Raw genomic sequence first — 19427 nt, forward strand, 5'->3', positions numbered from 1 at the left:
ATGAACACCCGCCTGCAGGTCGAGCACGGCGTGACCGAGATGGTCATGGGGATCGATCTCGTCGAATGGATGGTGCGCGGCGGCGCAGGGGATTTCAGCTTCCTCGATACAGCACCCACCAGACCGCAGGGCCATTCGGTGCAGGTCCGCCTCTACGCCGAAGACCCGGCGCTCGATTATCGCCCAACCTCGGGCACGCTGACGGCGGTCCAGTTCCCGGCCGATATCCGCACCGAAACCTGGGTCATGGCCGGCAGCGAAGTGACCTCGTGGTACGATCCCATGCTTGCCAAGCTGATCGTCCACGCCCCCACCCGCGATCTGGCGGTTACTGCGATGCAGAAAGCGCTTGGCGAAACGCGCGTCGATGGCATCGAAACCAACTTGCGCTGGCTGCGCGATGTTGTCCGCACCCCCGCCTTCACCAGCGGTGAAGTCTCCACCCGCGTCCTCGATACCATCGCCTATACCCCGCGCAGCGTCCGCGTGATCAGCGGCGGCACTGCCACGACCGTGCAGGACTGGCCCGGCCGCCAGCGCCTCTGGGCGGTCGGCGTGCCGCCTTCGGGCCCGATGGACGACCAGTCGTTCCGCCTCGGCAACCGCCTGCTCGGCAATGCGGAAGGCACTGCAGGCCTTGAGCTCACCCATTCCGGCCCCACCCTCGCCTTCACCGCGCCCGCGCGCGTCTGCCTCATGGGCGCAGATTTTGCCGCCACGCTCGATGGCATACCCGTGGCGCGCGGTCAGGTGATCAAGATCGCCGCCGGGCAAACCCTCGCGCTCGGCCGCGCGCGTGGCGGCGGCATGCGCGGCTATCTGCTCTTCGCAGGCGGCCTCGATATCGCGCCCTATCTCGGCAGCCGCGCGACGTTCGAGCTCGGCCAGTTCGGCGGCCACGCCGCGCGCCGCCTTGTCGCGGGCGATGTGCTCCACCTCGGCGATGAACCCGCTGCAACGCCCCTCGCCGAAACCGCGCTTCCGCCGCTGGGCAACGAATGGACCCTGCGCGTCCTCTACGGCCCGCACGGCGCGCCCGATTTCTTCACCGCCGACGACATCGCGATGATCGTCGCTGCTGAATGGCAGGTGCACTACAATTCCAATCGCACCGGCGTGCGCCTGATCGGCCCCAAGCCGCACTGGGCGCGCAAGGATGGCGGCGAGGCGGGCCTCCACCCCTCGAACATCCACGACAACCCCTACGCCATCGGCGCCGTCGACTTTACCGGCGACATGCCGATCATCCTCGGCCCCGATGGCCCTTCGCTCGGCGGTTTCGTCTGCCCCTTCGTGGTCATCGCGGCGGATCGCTGGAAGCTCGGCCAGCTCGTGCCCGGAGACCGCCTGCGCTTCGCTCCGGTCACCATCGCCGATGCTGCCGCAGCCGATGCGGACCAGCAGCGCCTCCTCACCCAGGGCGCACTCCCCGGCCCGGTGCCCGACCGTCCCGTCGCGCACCTTTCCCCGATCCTCGTCGAGCTGCCCGAAACAGCCGTCCGCCCCCGCACGATCTACCGCCAGCAGGGCGACCGCAATATCCTCGTCGAATACGGCCAGATCGTCCTCGATATCGAACTGCGCATCCGCGTCCACGCGCTGATGGTCGAGCTTGAGCGGCTGGCCCATCCCGGTGTCATCGATGTGGTCCCCGGCATCCGCTCGCTCCAGTTGCATTTCGACGGCAAGGCGCTCGATCAGGCCACCGCGCTCGCCATGTTGATCGACGCGGAGGAGCGTCTCGGCGATCTGGCGGACTTCACCATCCCCAGCCGCGTCGTCCACCTGCCGCTTTCCTGGCGCGATCCCGCCACCATCGAGACCATCGAAAAGTACATCGCCGCCGTGCGCGACGATGCGCCGTGGTGCCCGGACAACATCGAATTCATCCGCCGCATCAACGGCCTGCCCGATGTCGCCGCGGTCGAGAACCTCATCTTCGAGGCCAACTACCTCGTCATGGGCCTTGGCGATGTCTACCTCGGTGCCCCCGTCGCCACCCCGGTCGATCCGCGCCACCGCCTCGTGACCACCAAATACAACCCCGCGCGCACCTGGACCCCGCCCAATGTCGTCGGCATCGGCGGCGCTTACATGTGCATCTACGGGATGGAAGGCCCGGGCGGCTACCAGCTGTTCGGCCGCACCGTGCAGGTGTGGAACACCTACAAGCAAACGGACGCCTTCACCGAAGGCAAGCCCTGGCTGCTGCGCTTCTTCGATCAGATCCGCTTCTATCCGGTCAGCGCCGAAGAGCTGGTGGAATGGCGCCGCGATTTCCCCGCCGGCCGCCGCGCGCTGAAGATCGAGCCGAGCGAATTCCGCCTTGCCGACTATCGCCAGTTCCTGTCTGACAACGCCGATGCCATCGCGGCATTCGAAGCCAACCGCAAGTCCGCCTTCGACGCCGAACGCGCCGATTGGCAGGCGCGCGGCGAATTCGACCGCGTGACCGACCTTGCCGAAGCCGAAGCCCCTGCAGCCGCCGCCACCGAAGTCCCCGATGGTACCGACCTTGTCGAGGCCCCCTTCGGCGGCAGCGTGTGGAAGCTGCTCGTTGCCGCCGGCGATGCCGTGAAGGCCGGCGATACCATCGCGGTGATCGAGGCGATGAAGATGGAATGCCCCGTCGAAAGCCCCGGCACCGGCACGATCGAGGCGCTCTACATCAAGGAGAAGCAGTCCTTGCAGCCCGGCTCCCCGATGCTCGCCCTGAGGCGGACGGTATGACCGCTGCCGCGATCGCCGCCGCCGTCAACGCGCGCTCAACAACCGCCGTCGCTGAGGTTGAAGCCGCGCTCGCCCGCATAGCCGCCTATGATGCGATCCAGCCCCAGATCTGGATCAGCCGGGCCAGCGCCGAACAAGTCCTCGCCGCCGCCCGCGCCGTCGATGCCCGCATCGCCGCTGGCGAGCACCTCCCCCTCGCCGGCGTGCCCTATGCCGCGAAGGACAACATTGACGTCGCCGGGTTCGAAACCACCGCCGCCTGCCCCGCCTTCGCCTACCAGCCCGAAGCCAGCTCCACCGTTGCTGAACGCCTCGCCGCAGCCGGGGCGATCTGCATGGGCAAGACCAATCTCGACCAGTTCGCCACCGGCCTCGTCGGCGTGCGCAGCCCCTATGGCGTGCCGCGCAACGCCTTCAACCGCGCCTATGTCAGCGGTGGCTCCAGTTCGGGCTCCGCCATCGCGGTCGCCGCAGGGCTTGTTCCCATCGCGCTTGGCACCGACACCGCCGGTTCGGGCCGCGTCCCCGCCGCGTTCAACCATCTGATCGGCTTCAAGCCGACCAAGGGCCGCTGGCCGACGCGCGGCGTAGTCCCGGCCTGCCGCTCGGTCGATTGCGTCACCGTCTTCGCGCACGAAACCGCCGATGCCGCACTGGTCGACAGCGTCATCGCCGGCTTCGATCCCGCCGACCCCTGGTCGAAGCCCCTCGCCAATCGCACCATCGCCCCGCGCAAGATCGGCGTTCCCCTGCGCCGCCAGCGCCAGTTCTTCGGCGATGCCGAGAGCGAATACCTCTACAACCGCGCGCTGGAAACGCTCGCCACCCTCGCCGAAATCGTCGAGATCGACATCGCCCCGCTGCAGGAAGCCGCGCAGTTGCTCTACGGCGGCCCGTGGGTTGCCGAACGCACCGCCGCGATGGCGCAGATCCTCACCGAAAACCCCGATGCGGTCGATCCCACCGTCCGCGCCGTGGTCGAGGCCGGGTGGAGCAAGACCGCAGTCGAGACCTTCAATGGCGTCTATCGCCTCGCCGAACTCAAGCGCCACGCCGATCTCCTGTGGGGCGATCTCGACGCGCTCGTCTTCCCCACCACCGGCACCACCTACCGCGTCGCCGAACTCGCCGCCGCACCCATCGCGCTCAACAGCAATCTCGGCGCCTATACCAATTTCGTGAACCTGCTCGACATGGCCGCGCTCGCTATTCCCGCTGGCACGCGCCACAACGCGACCGGCTTCGGGATCACGCTGATCGGCCCGGCAGACACCGACCGCGCGCTTCTCACCATCGCCGATGCCTATCTCGCCAAGGCGGACCTCGCCTCGCCGCCCCCGCTCGACCTGGAGGGAAAAATGCAGACCGTGAAACTTGCCGTCGTCGGCGCCCACCTCAAGGACATGCCGCTTCACTGGCAGCTCACCTCGCGCGAGGCGACCTTCGTCGAGGCGACCCACACCGCGCCCAGCTACAAGCTCTACGCCATGGCCGACAGCGTGCCGCCCAAGCCGGCCCTTGTCCACAGCGCCGAAGGGGGCGCTGCCATCGCGGTCGAAGTCTATGAGCTTGGCGTTGCCGAATTCGGCAGCTTCACCGTCGAAGTCCCCGCCCCGCTTGCCATCGGCACGGTCACCCTCGCCGACGGCACCAGCGTCAAGGGCTTCGTCGCTGAACCGCGCGCGATCATCGGCGCGGAGGACATCACCCATCTCGGCGGCTGGCGCGCCTATATCGCGCAGAAGAACTGAAGGAGCATTCGCATGCAAAACCTCAAGTCCTTGCTCCTCGCCGCCGCACTGATCCCCGCAGCAGCCCACGCGGAGGCCCCCAAGCCCCATGTTCAGGTCGTCCCGGGCTTCGCTGATTTCCTCGCCATCGATGGCGATACCGTCTGGGCCACCAACAAGGGCCGCGTCGAGCAATGGTCCACCAAGGGCAAAAAAGCGGAAAGCCCCATGGGCCGCCCCTGCGGCGGCATGAGCATCGATTTCGGCTCGCTCTGGGTCGCCGATTGCCCCGAGAATGCGGTCAAGCGCATCGACATCAAGACCGGCAAGCTCCTCGCCGTCGTCTCCTCGGGCATCGCCAATAATCAGGAAGGCGAGCTCAACACCGTCACCGGCGCGGGCTCGGTCTGGATCGGTTCGGACGCGAATGGCAAGATCGCGCGCATCGATCCCGCCACCAACAAGGTCGCCGCCACGATCGAGGTCGCCCCCGGCTCGTGGTACCTCACCTTCGGCCTCGGCGCGCTCTGGGCCGTCAGCGCCAAGACGCAGCTTTTGAGCCGCATCGATCCCGCCACCAACACGGTCACCGGCACTGTCCCGCTCGGCAAGATGCCCGGCTTCCTTGTCGCCGGTGAAGGCGCGGTCTGGGTGCAGGAACAGGGCGATGGCACCGTCGCAAAAATCGATCCTGCCACGATGACCGTCACCGCCCGCATCAAGGTCGGCGACAACCTCAAGTGGGGCGATATCGATACCGGCGACGGCAAGGTCTGGCTGCGCACCACCGACGATCAGGAGTTCGTGGTGATCGACGCAGCGACAAATGCGATCCTCTCGCGCCACGGCAAGCCCGTCGGCAGCGGCGCACTGCGCTGGACCCCCAAGGGCGTGTGGACCTCGGCGCACGACGTCCAGACGCTGACCTGGTGGCCCAAGGGCAGCCAGACGGCCAAGCAGTAATTTCCACCCTTCGTCATTGCGAGGAGCGTAGCGACGAAGCAATCCAGAGCGGCGGGCACAGACGCTCTGGATTGCTTCGTCGCTACGCTCGCAATTGTCTGTTCGCGATGGCGTATTGGTTGGGTGTTCCGCATGAGCGGGATGCCCGGAGCTGGGTGGCCACCCAGCTCCGGGCGCGGACAGTCGGGCCGTCTCGCAATGGGGCTTTCGCCCGCCGTCATCATGGTCGGCTGTCCGCTTCCCTTTGACGCTTGGTGAGTTGCCAGGGCCGCTCCTTGGACGCCCGCAGACAATCACAAGCTACCGGAAGGATAGTCGATCATGCCCGATCAGACCAATACCCCCACGCGCTTTGTCGGCTGCGATGTCGGCAAGGCGCTTGTTGCCGTGTGACGAGAGGCGGGGTTAGCGTTCCACGTTCAGCATCACCGGTCCCAACAACCCTGATGGCCGCAGCGGCGCATCGGCGCGGTAGGTCTTGAGCGTGGTGAAGGTGATCGGTTTCGCGCCGGGCTGCGCATCGCCGATCAGGCGGTTAACCCATAGATTGGTGACGCGGATTTCCAGCGTGTTGTTGCCGTCGTGGACAAGGCCGGTGACATCGGCTTCGTAGGGCGGATTCCACAGGATGCCGGCGGACTGGCCGTTCACCAGCACTTCGGCCAGATCGCGCACGTCGCCGAGATCGAGGATCAGGCGCTGGCCGGGCCGCTTGGCGGGGACCTTGAGCGTCTGGCGATAGGTGGCGGTGCCCGAGAAGTAGCGTACACCGGAATCGGCGTTCTGCGTCCAGTCGGCGAGTGCGGGCAGCGTCACGCTCGCGGGAGCGCCGCGGCCGGGCTGGAAGGTGACGGTCCATGGGCCGGTGGCAGCGGCGAGCGGTGTTCGGGCCGGGGCCGGGACCGCGAGGCTGGCGGGGCCGGGCTTGCGGAATATGACAAAGCCCGATTGCCAGGGCGTGAGGGTCAGCGGGATCGCGGTGCGGCCATTGGCCGAAGTATAGCTGAGGGGGGCGGCCTTGCCGGTAGCGGCGTCCCACCATTCGGGGGCTCTGCCGGTCTGCGCGAAGCTCAGCGTGGTCGGCTCGGCGCGGTTCTTTCGGTTGGTGATGAAGTAGATATCGGCGTCCGCTGTCTTGCGGTGGACGAACATCAGTGAGGTGTCTGCTGCCGCCCGGGTGTAGGTCAGGTCTGGCGCAATGCCGAGCGCGGCGAGCGCGCTGTCCGGATCATGGCTGGCGAGGACGCGGCCCTTGCCGGTATCGCCTCCCCACAGCGCATCGGCGATGCGGGTGAATGCGGCCGCATCGTCCATCAGCGCGGGCGAGCCGGTCGGCTTTTCGCCGATCAGAGTGGCACCGCCGCGCACCATCGTGTCGATGCGCTTCAGCACGCCGAGGCTCATCCGCGCCGAATTGCCGCCGAGGTAAAGTGCCTTGTAGCGCGCGCCGCTCTTCGCGACGAGGTCTGCGCCGTCGTTGGACAGCTCGTTCAGGACGACATCGGGATTGACGAAATCGAACGCATTGGCGGTGGGCAGATCGCCGGGCGCAGCCTTGGCGAAAAGCGCGGTGAGCGGGGCTTCCTCGCCATAGAAGTAAGCCACATCCGCCACGTTGCGGCCCTGCTGGAGCATGTAGCTACTGCGGGCCATGTAGTCGGTCCAGGGCCGCGCCTGTTCGCCCCAGGTTTCAAGGCGATTGAAGTACTGGCCGAAGATGAACAGCGAGAAGCCGGGAGCCTTGTCGGTCAGCGGCTGGTGGACCGAAGTGTGGATCACCGGGCGGTTGACACCGAGGGCGAACTCCATGTCGATCATCGGCTTGAGGTCGCGCGGGGCGAAGGCCCAGGGCTGGAGCGCGGAGGTCAGCGATTCCGCGGCGACGAGGTTCTGGCCGTAGACATGGGCGACCGAGGCGGCGCCGCGCATGTCACCCTGATGGGTGGGCTGCGGGGCGCCGCTCTCGGTATCGTAGGACCACATCGCGGCCATCGGAATATCAGCGTGGCGGCGCATGGCCATGTCGTCGCCCAGCGAGGGGCGCTTGTCTTCAAGCGCTTCGGAATAGTGGATGAGGCCGCGCTTGTGGGCTTCCTCGGTGATCGTCTTGTAATGCGCATCGGCCATCAGATCGGCGAGGGTCTGGCGATAATCGTGGAGGAACGCATCGGTGCGCGCGGGGCTGCCGCGGATCACGCCGGTGAGCGCGGGGAGCCACGGCACCGGATCATAGCCGCGCCGGGCCTTGAACTCGGCGACGAGGCCGGGCGTCCAGTTGCTCGCGCCGACTTCGATGCTGTCGTTGAGGAGCGCGCGCACGCCCTTGCTGCCGATCATGTCGGTGCCCGCCGCGTCGATATAAGTGTCGAGGTAGGTGTTGATGTAGCGTCGGACGGCGGCGGCATCGAACTTGTCGACTTCGAACCCGGTTGCCTCGGCGGGAGCGGGGTGGTTCTCGGTGCCGGTGAGCGTGTAGCCGAGGCGCAGGATGCGCCAGTTGCCCTTGGGCGGGGTCCAGTCCAGCGAGCCGTCCGGCCTCATGCGGGCGGTGAGATCGATCACTGCGCTTTCGGGCGCAGCGGGCGCGTCGGGCGTCGGGATCGCGTTGTAATCGAGCGTGGTGGCAAACCCGGCCTTCTCCTCGAAGCGGTGGGTGAGGGCAGCGGCAGAGAAGCGCAATTCGGCCACGGTGACATGCGGGCCGCTGCCGCTCATGAAACCCGGGAAGGCGGGAAACTCCACGCCGGGGGCGGGCCGGGTCGGCAGGCCGAAGCCGTTGGCGTCGGCAAGGAAGCGCACGCGCAATGCCCTGGCGGTGACCGCCGGGAACGTGACGGTGTACTGCGCCGACGTGCCGGTGGGGAAACGGGCGACTTCGCTGAAGGCGGTGCCGTCGCTGCTCGCTTCGAGCACGGGAACGAACTTGGCGGCGCTGAACAGCGAGGTGGGCGGCGTGGCCAGCGTGGCCGAGCGAACTTTCAGCGGGGCGGCGAAATCGGCGCGGATCCATGCGGGTGCATCGGCACTGCCGGCAGGTACTTCGACCGTCGTGACCTGCTTGCCGTCGGTCAGATTTGCACCATCGATCGCGCCGGAGGAGGCCGACCAGACCGGGGCCAGTGGCGCCTCGATTTCCGGGACGGCGAAGACATAGGTATCGCGGTAAAGCTGCGGAAGGTCGGTCTTGGGATGGTCCGAGCCGATTTCGGGCTGCATGCCAAGGTCCTGGAACGGGCCAGTGGTGCTGGGCGGCGCGGCGAGCTTGCCGTTGAAGCGCTTGCCGCCTTTCACGCGCGTTTCGGACCAGACGAACTTCTTCATCCCGTCTTCGGGCTTGACCCAGGGACCGCCGGTCTCGCTCCAGCCGGGCGAGGCGGCAATGGCGAGTTCGAGGCCGAGCTTGTCGGCGGTTTCGGCGGCGGTGCGGAAGGCGTGCTTCCACTCCGGGGTCATGTAGACGAGGCGCTTCTCGACGACTTGCGGCGTGTTGAGCTGCGCATCGAAGGTCTGCGCGCCGCCGATGCCGATGCGCTTCATCCATTCGAGATCGAGCTTGATGCCTTCCTCGGTCACGTTGCCGTTCATCCAGTGCCACCAGACCCGCGGGCGGGCGGACATGGGCGGATCGCGGAAACCATCGGCGAGCGGATCGCCAACAGCATCTTTTGGCGCCTGCTGGGCATGGAGCGGCGCGATGGCCGAGCCGGCGAGGAGGAGTGCGCCGAGGAGGCGAATGGGGGGCGTGGACACGGCGTCTCTCCCGGACGGCTGGATGATTGTTTATGATTGCTTTGATCAAGAACGCGCATCGGATGCAAGCGAATTCGGGTGGGACGCGGTTTTCAAGGTGACACAAGTTACACCGCGTCATCCTCGGATTCATTCCAAGATTTCATATAGTATCAATAACTTGATGGCGAAGAGTGACAGGGTGACAGTGCTCTGCAGGATTCTTTTGCAGGGGGACTCACGATTTCAAATAGCGGGCGGGCACTGTGGCAAAATCGGGGTGTGTAGGACAGCGGACTGGGGTTTCAGGGCCTGGTGCGGTGGTCGCGCCTCTGGGGGATGACAGTGAGGGTATGACGAACGAGGCAGTTGTTCATACCGGGACTTGATGTTAGCCTGAGACGACAAGACAAGCCGTGGGGGTTCGCGCAATGGCGGCAGGTATTAAGCCGGTCATCTTCAAGTATTACCAGCCAGCGACATTGCTGGCGATTTTCGCGTTCTGGTCGCTGCTGCCGGCCGAGCTCGTGACGAATGGCTGGACGATCCTGATCGCGGCGATTGCCACCAAGTTCATGATTCTGGGGCTGGAACAGATCAACGAACGGCATGCGGGTTGGCGATTGACCCGTGCCGAGTTTGTCTCGGATCTGTTCTACTTCGTGATGTTCTACACGGTGGTGCGCTATGCCGGGAAGCATTGGGCCGATGCACCGCTGATCGGGGTGAAGGACGCGCTGGGCATCCACACGCCCTGGCTGGAAGCCGCGCCGCTGATCGTGCAGGTCGCGCTGATCATGCTGCTGATCGAGTGGGGGCACTATTGGCTGCACCGCGCGATGCACAACTGGTTTCCGCTGTGGGTGGTCCACGCGCCGCACCATTTCGTGCGCCAGCTGAATGCGCTGAAGGGGGCGGTCGGCAATCCCTTCGAGCTGTTCCTGATCGGCCTCAGCTTGACCGTGTTCCTCGACTTCTCGCTGACCGCGCTGCTGTGTGCCGGGCATATGCTGGGGACAATCGCGGCGTTCAGCCATGCCAATGTGCGCTTCGATCCGCCGCGCTGGTATTCGGCGGTGTTCACCACGGTGGAGGCGCATAGCCTGCACCATTCGGTGGAGTACGAGGACACGCGCTGCAACTATGCCTGCGCGCTGATCCTGTTTGACCGGCTGCACGGGACGTTCAAGGCGGGTGAGGCGGTTGAAGTCGGGCAGGAAGGCCGGCGGCACATGGGGATCGCCGAGACGCTGATCTATCCGCTGACGCCGATCATCAGCTGGGTGAAGGGGCGGAAAGCGGCGGTTTGAAACGGCCGGAGTGGGGGCATATCGCTCTGGATCCTCACCTGCGCGGGGAGGACGAGCAAAACGTCTCAATCGTCATTGCGAGGAGCGTAGCGACGAAGCAATCCAGGTCGTCGCGCGCGACCGCTCTTGATTGCTTCGCTCCACTCGCAATTGTCTGTTCGCGATGGCGTATTGGTTGGGTGTTCCGCATGAGCGGGATGCCCGGAGCTGGGTGGCCACCCAGCTCCGGGCGCGGACAGTCGGGCCGTCTCGCAATGGGGCTTTCGCCCGCCGTCATCATGGTCGGCTGTCCGCTTCCCTTTGACGCTTGGTGAGTTGCCAGGGCCGCTCCTTGGACGCCCGCAGACAATCACAAGCTACCGGAAGGATAGTCGATCATGCCCGATCAGACCAATACCCCCACGCGCTTTGTCGGCTGCGATGTCGGCAAGGCGCTTGTTGCCGTGTACGACAGCGCCACCGGCATGGTCCGTGAATGGCCCAACACCACGGCGGCGATGGACCAGCTTGCCGCCACGTTCGATGCCGCCACTCTCGCCGTGTGCGAAGCCACTGGTGGCTACGAGGCCAACCTGCTCGACGCCCTGACCCGCGCAGGGGTTGCAGTGCACCGCGCTGATGCCCGCAAGGTCAAGGCCTTCATCCGCTCGTTCGGCACCTTGGCCAAGACCGACGCGATCGATGCCACCGCACTTGCCCGCTATGCCAAGGAGCGCCATGACCGCCTGACCCGCTGGCAGCCATGCAAGGACCGGCGGGCCGAACTCCATACCCTTGTGGCCACCCGGTCCGATCTCGTGCGCAGCCGGGCCGCACATGCCAACCGGCTCAAATCGCCCACCGCAGCCCCGGTCCAGTCTGAACTGCTAGGCCTCCTCGGCGCCTACGAGCAGGCTATCGCCATCCTCGACCAACGCATCGCCAACCTGATCGAGACCACCCACGAACTCGCCACCAAGGCCCGCATCCTGCAAGCCATGCCAGGCATCGGCCCAACAACCGCCGCAGCGCTGCTCGCCTACATGCCCGAACTGGGCACACTCGGCCGCAAACAGGCCGCCAGTCTCGCCGGCCTCGCACCGCACCCGCGGCAAAGCGGCAACAACAACGCCTATCGCCGCACAACAGGCGGACGGCCAGAACTCAAACGCGCCCTGCCCATGGCAGCACTCAGCGCGGTCCGGTTCTCGCCCAATCTCAAATCATTCCACCAGCGTCTCATCGCAAACGGAAAGAAACCCATCGTTGCTCTCGTCGCTGCCATGCGAAAACTCATCACAATCGCTAACGCCAAAATCCGCGATGGATTAACAACTCAACTGAGTTGATGACGAGGCCTTGTTCGGGATCAGTGCAGCTTCAGCCGCGGTCGCACGATCTGGTTCACGTGTCCGATCACGATCAGCGTGACCCCCCTCCACCAGCCATGGATGGCAATCAGGTGCATCCGATAAAGCGACATGTAGACCATCCGCGCGATCCGCCCCTCGACGCGCATGCGCCCTCCGACGAGATTGCCCATCAGGCTTCCCACGGTCGAGAACCGGCTCAGCGAAACCAGCGAGCCATGGTCGTGGTAGGAGAATTCCTTGAGCGGCTGCCCCGTCTGCGCACGGACAAGGTTGGTGAACACAAGGCTCGCCATCTGGTGCGCGGATTGCGCGCGCGGCGGCACCGGGCGGTCCTTGCCGGGCAGAATGCACGAGGCGCAGTCGCCCAGCGCGTAGATGCGCTCGTCGGTCTCGGTCTGCAGCGTCGGGCGCACCACGATCTGATTGCCGCGGGTGAGCGCAAGGTCGCTCATCGTCTTGATTTCCTCCGCGCCCTTCACGCCCGCCGCCCAGACGATGAGGTCTGACGGGATCACATTGCCGTCGCCGGTATGGACCGCGCGGTCTTCCAGACGCACCACTTGCGTGCGCTCCAGCACCTTGACGCCGAGCTTCTCGAGCTCCTGACGCGCGGTTGTCGCCAGCACCTCGTCCAGCGCGGGCAGAATGCGTGGCCCCGCCTCCAGAAGCGAAACTTCGAGCTTGGTCTCGTCGAACACTTCGAGGCCGTAGTGGCGCAGCGCCTTCGCCGCATTGTAGAGCTCGGCCGCCAGCTCCACGCCCGTCGCGCCGCCGCCGACGATGCTTACCCGCACCCGCGCATCGGGATTGCCGGTGTGGTGCGCATGGTTGGTGCGCAGGCAGGCATTGAGCAGCTTCTGGCGGAACTTGTCTGCCTGCGGCCGGTCCTCAAGGAACATCGCATGCTCGCGCACGCCCGGCACGCCGAAATCGTTGGAAATGCCGCCGATCGCCAGCACGAGGTAGTCATAGCGCACGGTGTGCCGCCCGATCACTTCGTCGCCGCGTTCATCAAGCAAGGGCGCGGTGGTGATCGTGCGATGCTCGCGGTCGATGCTTTCGATGCTGCCCTGAAAGAAGCGGTAGCCCCAGCGCACCGCGTGGCCGCCATAGCCGACCTCGTCGAGATTGGCGTCGAGCGATCCCGCCGCCACTTCATGCAGCAGCGGCTTCCAGATATGCGTCAGGTTGCGGTCGATCAGGATGATGTCGTGCTTCTTGCGCCCGTACTTGGCACCCAGCTTGCGGACCAGCTCCAGCCCGCCGGCGCCGCCGCCCACCACAACAATCTGCGTCTTCTGATCCGGCACGCGCATTTCCCCCTGCGCAAGCGAACGGCGCCCTAGGTTAATGCCAGAAACGGGCCGGCAATAGTAGCCTGTCCGTTCGGGAAGCGCGGAAATCAGGCCTTCGTGCGCCCTCCAAGCGTGTCGGCGAACCAGTCGGCTATGTAATCATTGCCGAAACTCATGTTGTCGGCCCCCACATGCTCCACCCCGCCTTCGCGTGCTGTGAAGATCTTCAGCTCGCGCCGCGGCGAATTGACCAGCTGTGCATAGCTCTGGTGGGCATAGTCCACGCTGATCTGCCGGTCGGTCGCGCCATGCGTCACCAGGAACGGCACCTTGATCCGGTCGAGGTGCCCATTGAGGTTCATGTCGTTGCTCTTGGCAAGGAAGTCCGCATGGTCCTTCGCGCCGAACACCCAGTAGACGTGGCCCCAATAGTGCGGGACCGGGTTCTCGCCCTCGCGCGCCATGCGCTTGTCCTGCACTTCGCGCCAGTTGTGGTTCGCGCCCCAGGCCGCCCCGCTGGCGAAGCGCGGCTCATAGGCAACCGCGCGCGGCGCGAAATGCCCGCCGAGCGAAATGCCGGTCATGCCGATGCGCTTGGGATCAACCTCGGGCCAGGTCTCCAGCCAATCCACCCACTTTGAGGCCCACTGCTCGGAGTACGGCGTCGCATTGAGGCCCTGTAGCCGTAGCGCTTCGCCCGTGCCTGGCTGATCGACGCACAGCGTGTGGATACCGCGCATGGCCAGAGCTTCGGGAAAACCGCCCAGCCACAGCATTTCCTTCATGCTGTCGAGCCCGTTGCAATAGACCACGCAAGGCGCCGGACCATCGACATGGGCGCGGTGGAAATAGGCGGAAATCGTCTTGCCTTCGTGGGGTATCTCCACGCGCTCGACCGGATCACCGGCAAACTTCGTGCCCCGCTGGAAGCTGTCGAGCGCCTTGGCATAAGTCTGCTCGCGCCCCGCCGATCCATGCGCCTGCATGCGCTCGCCGGTGAGGTAATAGATCGTCGCGCGCTTGAGCTTGGTCCCGGCCGAGAACTCGCGACCCAGCGCAAGGTCTTCCTCGGCCAGCTCGACGAGCTTGTCCGCCATCTTCACCCATTCGGCCATGAAGTCGGCGGTGCCGGCATCTGCGCCACTTTGCGCCTTGGCACGCAGCGGCTCGATCATGTCGACGATCTCGCCGATCCGCCCGCCGTTCTCCATCGCGATCGCGACCGAGAGATTCCAGATGTAGTTGGGAAAGGGCTCGAACAGCGCCATCGATCAGACCCCTGCCGGCTGGAACAGCGCTGCATCGGGCGCGGGATGCGGCATCGTCTGCGGGCCGCCGACACCGACGCCCCACTGGTCCATGATTTCCGGGGCGGGTGCAATCACTTGCGGCACGTGGTTCTCGAAATCGACCTTCTCCAGCTCCGAGGTGTACTCGATCGCGAAGCCCGCCGGGGTGGTGAAGTAGCTGAAGGTGTTGTTGCCCGCCGTGTGGCGACCGGGGCCCCAGCGGATATCGATTTTCTGCCGCTTCAGCCGCGCAATGCCGCGCATCATCTCGTCGACATTGGGCATGTCGTAGGCAACGTGGTTGAGGCAGGGCGGCCCGGGGAGGAAGGCAATGCGGTGGTGCGCTTCGTTGCAGCGCAGGAAGCACATGAAGTCGCCCAGCCAGTCGCTCAGCTTGAAGCCCAGCACATCGATGAAGAACGCCAGTTCCTCGTGGTGGCGCGGCGAGTGCATCACGATGTGGCTGATCCGCTCGGGGATCGCCTCGCGCGGGGCGAGCGCACGTGCCGTGCCGCGCGCGACGCCGGCGGAAATCTCGTAAGGCAAACCGTCCTTCGAGAAGAAGCGGAACCCGTAGCCACCGCCGAACTGATCAAGTTCCTTCGGCTCCCACACGATCTGGCAGCCATAATCCCGCACTTTGGCGAAGAGGGCGTCGACATCGGCCTCGCTGTCCGCCGCCAGCGCGATCACGTCGATCCGCTGGACCGCGTCGGGCCGCAGCCGCACGACGTAGAGCTCGTCGTGCCCCTCGGCCGCAAAGTAGACCATGCCGTCCGCTTCCTGGACCTCCTTAAGCTTCCAGTTGTCGCTGTAGAACGCGCGCTCGGCGGCAAGATCGGTGACGGCATAGCCGACATAGCGGATTTCGGTAACGCGGCTCATGATGTGGCCTCTCTCGTATCGCTGAGTGATTTATAGAATTGCCCGCCCTTCATGATGGCGGCAAGCTTGTGCCTGTCCTGCAGCAAGCGGACATCGGCAGTCGGATCGCCCTCGACGAGCAGCAGATCGGCGAGATACCCGGCGCGGACCTGCCCGACATCCCAGCCCACCAGCTCGCCGCCCTGTTTGGTCGCGGCGACCAGCGCCTCGGTGGGCGTGAAGCCGAACAGGTTCACAAAGTGCTCCAGATCGCGCGCGTTGCGGCCGTGCGGATTGTAGGGGAAGCCGTAGTCCCCGCCCGGCAGCACGCGGATGCCGCGCTTGCGCATTTCCGGGATCACCTGCTGGCCCAGTTCGATCCCGCGCAGCGCGCCAAGTTCGGCCGCTTCCTTGGGGCCGATGCCGAAGTCCTGCGCTTCATAGGCCCGCGCCCAGAGCAGGCCGACGGCAGGCGCGGTGAAAGTGTGGTCCTTCTTCGCCTCGAACAGATCGAGCGCTTCCTCATCGGCATAAGTGCAATGATAGATCGCGCGGAACCCGGCCCGCAGCGCGCGCTTCACAGCCTCGGCCCCTTGCGCATGGCAGGCGAGCCATATCCCCGCCTCGCGCGCCGCCTCGCCGATCGCCTGCGCTTCCTCTTCCGAATACATCAGCGTTTGCGAGCCACCCGGCTGGAAGGCATCATCGCTCGACATCAGGAACTTGATCGTGTCGCAGCCGTCGGCCTTCTTCTGCGCCACATACTCGCGCAAGTGCGGGATATCGCGCTGATGCGTGGGATCATGCCCCGCCGGCACCCCCAGCACGCCCTCCGCCCCCTTCTCCAGCGCCGAGGCGCGCAGGCGCGGCCCCGGCATGAACCCGGCATCGATCATGTCGCGCAGGGCCGGCTCGATGCGCTCGCCCAGCGAGCCTGCCGAATAGACGCTGGTGAAACCATGCTCGAGCGTGATCCGCGCATTCTGTGCGGTCACCAGCACATGCTGTTCGATCGGCAAAGGCTTCATCGTGTTGATCATGCGCTCGACCGATGTCGGCCAGGTGAGGTGGCCGTGCGCTTCGACCATGCCCGGCATAAGCGTGCGTCCCTGCCCATCGACCACGGCCACACCGTCGCGCGGCAGGCGCTCGTCGCCCTTGGCCAAGGCCTCGATCCGCTCGCCGCGCACCAGCACTTCGCCCGGAAACAGCGCTTCACCGCTGCCATCGAAGATCATCACATCGGTGAACAGCGTGCCCGTCATGCGCCGGTATCCGCCGCAAGGCCCGTCGCCGCAATGCCGGCGAGCGCGCAGATCTCGTCATTGTCCGATGTGTCGCCCGTCACGCCCACCGCGCCGATGATCGCGCCATCGGCATCGCGGATCAGCACGCCGCCGGGCACGGGCAGCATCCCGTTGGGAAAGGCTGCCTGCAAGCCATTGAAGAACATCGGCATCGCCGCCGCGCGCTTCGCCAGTTCGCGCCCGCCAAAGCCCATGCCGAGGCAGCCCGCCGCCTTGCCCATCGCGATTTCGGGCCGGTAGATCGAGGCATTCTCGTCGCGCAGCAGCGCAAGGATGTGACCGCCGCGATCGAGCACCACGCAAGCCAGCGGCGCGAGGCCGAGGCGCTTTCCCTCTGCCAGCGTTTCTGCGGCAATCACTTGAGCCTTTTCCAGCGTCAGCATGTCCCGGCCTTTCTCCCGGCCTCGTTGTGCTGCCCGAGGATCAATCTGTAAAAATGATTGTTTGGATAATTGGGAATAGAAACCAACTATACATCTTGCACCTCGCCCCGTCGCGCGATCGCCTCGATCCGGCCGCGCAGCCATGTCAGCCCGGCATCGTCCTTGCGCCCGGGATGGTAGCTCAGCATCTGCTTCATCGCCGGAATCTCGAACGGCATCGGCGCGCTGGTGATGGCAAAGCGGCCCTTGAGCTGCTCGGCGAGGCGCAAATGCATCACCGAAAGGCGGTTGGTCCCCTCGATCAGCCAGGGCACCGCCGTGAAGATCGCCACGGTCGCTTCGATCGTGCGGCTGCGCCCCATCAGCTCGAGCTGCCGGTCGGCGTAGGACAGCGTCTGCCCGCCGCCCAGCACGACCGCGATATGGCCCGCCGCGAAGAACGCCTCCTCGCTGATCGTGCCATCGGCGATGGCGGGATTGCCGGTCCAGCCCACCACCACCTGCGGCTCTTGATAGAGCACGTAGGAGAGGTGATTGCCGCCGATGACGTATTCGGGCGTGATCGTGATATCGATCTTGCCTTCCTCCAGCTCCTGCACCGTGCTCGGCTGCGGCAGGGCGCAATCGATCCGGATGCCCGGCGCATCCTCGCCCAGCTGGGCGACGAGCGGCACGATCAGCGAAGCGAAGACATAGTCCGACGTCACCACCTTGAAGCTGCGCTGCGAGGTGGCGGGATCGAAATGGGGCGAGCGCGAGAGCATCACTTCCAGCCCGAGCAGGCTCTCGCGCACTTGCGGCATGAGTTCGTCGGCAAACGGCGTTGGATGCATGCGCTTGCCCTGCAATTGCAGCAGCTCATCGCCGAAGTACTCGCGCAGCCGCGAAAGCGCCGCGCTCATGGCAGGCTGGCTCAGGTTCAGCCGCTCGGCCGAACGGCTGACACTGCGCGTCGTCATCAGCGCGTCGAACGCGACAAGGAGGTTGAGATCGAGACCTTTGAAGCGCATCCTGCCCACTCCCCAACGAAGCTGTCACCGCTCCATGTATCCACCGATCTTATATGACTTTATGCATCATGACAATTTTACTTGATTGATGATTTCGCCCAGATCAGCATCAAACAGATGGGAGAAGGTGAAATGGCAATCGACCGGCGCACGTTCGTGGCGGCCACCGCAGCAGGGCTTACGCTGGCTGCGGCCCCGCGCGCCCTTGCCAAGGCGGCAAAGGCAGTGGCGCCCGCCCCTTTCCCCGCCGATTTCATCTGGGGTGCCGCCACGGCCGGCCATCAGGTCGAGGGCAACAACATCAATGCCGATTGCTGGCTGCTCGAGAACATCGCGCCAACCGCCTTCACCGAGCCTTCGGGCGACGCGGCCAACAGCTTCGAGCTCTGGCGCACCGATCTGCAGCTAGCGAAAAACCTTGGCCTCAATGCCTATCGCTTCAGCCTCGAATGGGCGCGGATCGAGCCCGAGCCGGGCCGGTTCTCGATCGCCATGCTCGATCACTACAAGGCGATGATCGAAGGCGCGCGCGCCATGGGCCTCAAGCCCATCGTCACCTTCAACCACTTCACCACGCCGATCTGGTTTGCCGCGCGCGGCGGCTGGATGAACGACGAGGGACCGCAGCTGTTCGCACGGTTCTGTGACAAGGCCGCGCGCCACCTCGCTGGCGGGATCGACCACGCCACCACGCTCAATGAACCCAATCTGGCCGGCGTGCTTCAGTATCTCCTCCCCCCGTTCCTGCTCGATCAGGACAAGGCCATGGTCGAAGCGGCCGCGAAGAAACTCGGCGTGCCGCTGTTTCTTGCAGGCAACGCGCTCTACCAGCCCGATCCGGCCAAGGTTCAGGCGCACCTGCAGGCCGCACACACGCAGGGCAAGGCCGCAATCAAGGCGGTGCGCGGCGATCTTCCGGTCGGTGTCAGCCTTGCCATGATCGACGATCAGGAAGCCGAGAAAGGCTCGGTGCGCGATGCGATGCGCGAGAAGTTCTACAACTCCTGGCTGCGCCTTGCACAAGCCGACGACTTCCTCGGCGTGCAGAACTACGAACGCGCGCTCTGGGGCAAGACCGGCAAGCTGCCCGCCCCTGCCGATGCCCGCCGCAACTACATCGGTTCGGAAGTCTACCCCGCCTCGCTCGCGGGCGCGGTGCGCTATGCCCATCAGGTCGCCAAAGTGCCGATCATGGTCACCGAACACGGTGTGGGAACCAGCGACGACGCCGTGCGCGCCTGGATGATCCCCGAGGCGCTCGATCACTTGCGCGCCGCGATGGCCGATGGCGTGCCGGTCAAGGGCTATTGCCACTGGTCGCTGATCGACAATTTTGAATGGGTGTTCGGCTACAAGCCCCAGTTCGGGCTGCACAGCTTCGACCGCCAGACCTTCGCGCGCACGCCCAAGCCCAGCGCGCTGGTCTACCGCGACTACATCAAGACGCACACGGCAGGAGCCTGAT

At 65.5% G+C, this 19427-nt stretch carries 13 protein-coding genes; 6 read left to right on the top strand and 7 right to left on the bottom strand.

What is annotated here, in order from left to right:
• The 3 genes from K5Q19_RS01700 to K5Q19_RS01710 all read left to right on the top strand — a co-directional run.
• A partial coding sequence (locus tag K5Q19_RS01700) for a 5-oxoprolinase/urea amidolyase family protein (protein ID WP_292940331.1) occupies positions 1-2730 on the top strand: 2730 nt, incomplete at its 5' end.
• A complete protein-coding gene (gene atzF / locus K5Q19_RS01705) occupies positions 2727-4481 on the top strand; it encodes an allophanate hydrolase (RefSeq protein ID WP_292940334.1) in 1755 nt (584 codons plus the stop codon). The genes K5Q19_RS01700 and atzF, both read left to right, overlap by 4 nt.
• A 12-nt stretch (positions 4482-4493) precedes the next feature.
• Entirely contained in the window at positions 4494-5423 is a 930-nt protein-coding gene (locus K5Q19_RS01710) for a YncE family protein (RefSeq protein ID WP_292940337.1), read from the top strand.
• Between the two features lie 405 nt (positions 5424-5828).
• Here K5Q19_RS01710 and K5Q19_RS01715 read toward each other — a convergent pair whose 3' ends face one another.
• Entirely contained in the window at positions 5829-9173 is a 3345-nt protein-coding gene (locus tag K5Q19_RS01715; RefSeq protein WP_292940340.1) for a glycosyl hydrolase, read from the bottom strand.
• A gap of 410 nt (positions 9174-9583) precedes the next feature.
• Between K5Q19_RS01715 and K5Q19_RS01720 the strand changes: the two genes are divergently transcribed.
• Entirely contained in the window at positions 9584-10462 is an 879-nt protein-coding gene (locus K5Q19_RS01720) for a sterol desaturase family protein (RefSeq protein WP_292940343.1), read from the top strand.
• A gap of 377 nt (positions 10463-10839) precedes the next feature.
• A complete protein-coding gene (locus K5Q19_RS01725) occupies positions 10840-11790 on the top strand; it encodes an IS110 family transposase (RefSeq protein ID WP_292940346.1) in 951 nt (316 codons plus the stop codon).
• Positions 11791-11810: 20 nt separating this feature from the next.
• Here the strand turns inward: K5Q19_RS01725 and K5Q19_RS01730 are convergent, their stop codons facing one another.
• The 6 genes from K5Q19_RS01730 to K5Q19_RS01755 form a co-directional block, all read right to left on the bottom strand.
• On the bottom strand, positions 11811-13130 hold the full coding sequence (locus tag K5Q19_RS01730) for an NAD(P)/FAD-dependent oxidoreductase (protein ID WP_292940349.1): 1320 nt from the start codon (positions 13128-13130) through the stop codon (positions 11811-11813).
• An 86-nt stretch (positions 13131-13216) separates the two neighbouring features.
• A complete protein-coding gene (locus K5Q19_RS01735; RefSeq protein ID WP_292940351.1) occupies positions 13217-14377 on the bottom strand; it encodes an alpha/beta hydrolase in 1161 nt (386 codons plus the stop codon).
• Positions 14378-14380: 3 nt separating this feature from the next.
• Entirely contained in the window at positions 14381-15283 is a 903-nt protein-coding gene (locus tag K5Q19_RS01740; RefSeq protein ID WP_292940354.1) for a VOC family protein, read from the bottom strand.
• Complete coding sequence (locus tag K5Q19_RS01745; RefSeq protein ID WP_292940357.1) at positions 15280-16527, bottom strand: amidohydrolase family protein; 1248 nt, start codon at positions 16525-16527, stop codon at positions 15280-15282. Before K5Q19_RS01745 ends, K5Q19_RS01740 begins: the two co-directional genes overlap by 4 nt.
• Entirely contained in the window at positions 16524-16952 is a 429-nt protein-coding gene (locus K5Q19_RS01750; RefSeq protein WP_292940360.1) for a heme-binding protein, read from the bottom strand. Before K5Q19_RS01750 ends, K5Q19_RS01745 begins: the two co-directional genes overlap by 4 nt.
• An 86-nt stretch (positions 16953-17038) precedes the next feature.
• Positions 17039-17962: a LysR family transcriptional regulator gene (locus K5Q19_RS01755; RefSeq protein ID WP_292940363.1), complete on the bottom strand. Its 924-nt coding sequence runs from the start codon at positions 17960-17962 to the stop codon at positions 17039-17041.
• Between the two features lie 132 nt (positions 17963-18094).
• Here K5Q19_RS01755 and K5Q19_RS01760 point away from each other — a divergent pair, with 132 nt between their 5' ends.
• Complete coding sequence (locus K5Q19_RS01760) at positions 18095-19426, top strand: family 1 glycosylhydrolase (RefSeq protein ID WP_292940366.1); 1332 nt, start codon at positions 18095-18097, stop codon at positions 19424-19426.
• The last annotated feature ends 1 nt before the right edge of the window (position 19427 follow it).

The sequence above is a fragment of the Novosphingobium sp. genome (assembly GCF_019748365.1).
Lineage (GTDB): Bacteria > Pseudomonadota > Alphaproteobacteria > Sphingomonadales > Sphingomonadaceae > Novosphingobium.

Excerpts from the sequence above, each read along its gene's own strand:
- atzF (WP_292940334.1), top strand. The coding sequence starts at position 2,727 with ATGACCGCTGCCGCGATCGCCGCCGCCGTCAACGCGCGCTCAACAACC.
- K5Q19_RS01710 (WP_292940337.1), top strand. The coding sequence starts at position 4,494 with ATGCAAAACCTCAAGTCCTTGCTCCTCGCCGCCGCACTGATCCCCGCA.
- K5Q19_RS01720 (WP_292940343.1), top strand. The coding sequence starts at position 9,584 with ATGGCGGCAGGTATTAAGCCGGTCATCTTCAAGTATTACCAGCCAGCG.
- K5Q19_RS01725 (WP_292940346.1), top strand. The coding sequence starts at position 10,840 with ATGCCCGATCAGACCAATACCCCCACGCGCTTTGTCGGCTGCGATGTC.
- K5Q19_RS01730 (WP_292940349.1), bottom strand. The coding sequence starts at position 13,130 with ATGCGCGTGCCGGATCAGAAGACGCAGATTGTTGTGGTGGGCGGCGGC.
- K5Q19_RS01735 (WP_292940351.1), bottom strand. The coding sequence starts at position 14,377 with ATGGCGCTGTTCGAGCCCTTTCCCAACTACATCTGGAATCTCTCGGTC.
- K5Q19_RS01740 (WP_292940354.1), bottom strand. The coding sequence starts at position 15,283 with ATGAGCCGCGTTACCGAAATCCGCTATGTCGGCTATGCCGTCACCGAT.
- K5Q19_RS01745 (WP_292940357.1), bottom strand. The coding sequence starts at position 16,527 with ATGACGGGCACGCTGTTCACCGATGTGATGATCTTCGATGGCAGCGGT.
- K5Q19_RS01750 (WP_292940360.1), bottom strand. The coding sequence starts at position 16,952 with ATGCTGACGCTGGAAAAGGCTCAAGTGATTGCCGCAGAAACGCTGGCA.
- K5Q19_RS01755 (WP_292940363.1), bottom strand. The coding sequence starts at position 17,962 with ATGCGCTTCAAAGGTCTCGATCTCAACCTCCTTGTCGCGTTCGACGCG.
- K5Q19_RS01760 (WP_292940366.1), top strand. The coding sequence starts at position 18,095 with ATGGCAATCGACCGGCGCACGTTCGTGGCGGCCACCGCAGCAGGGCTT.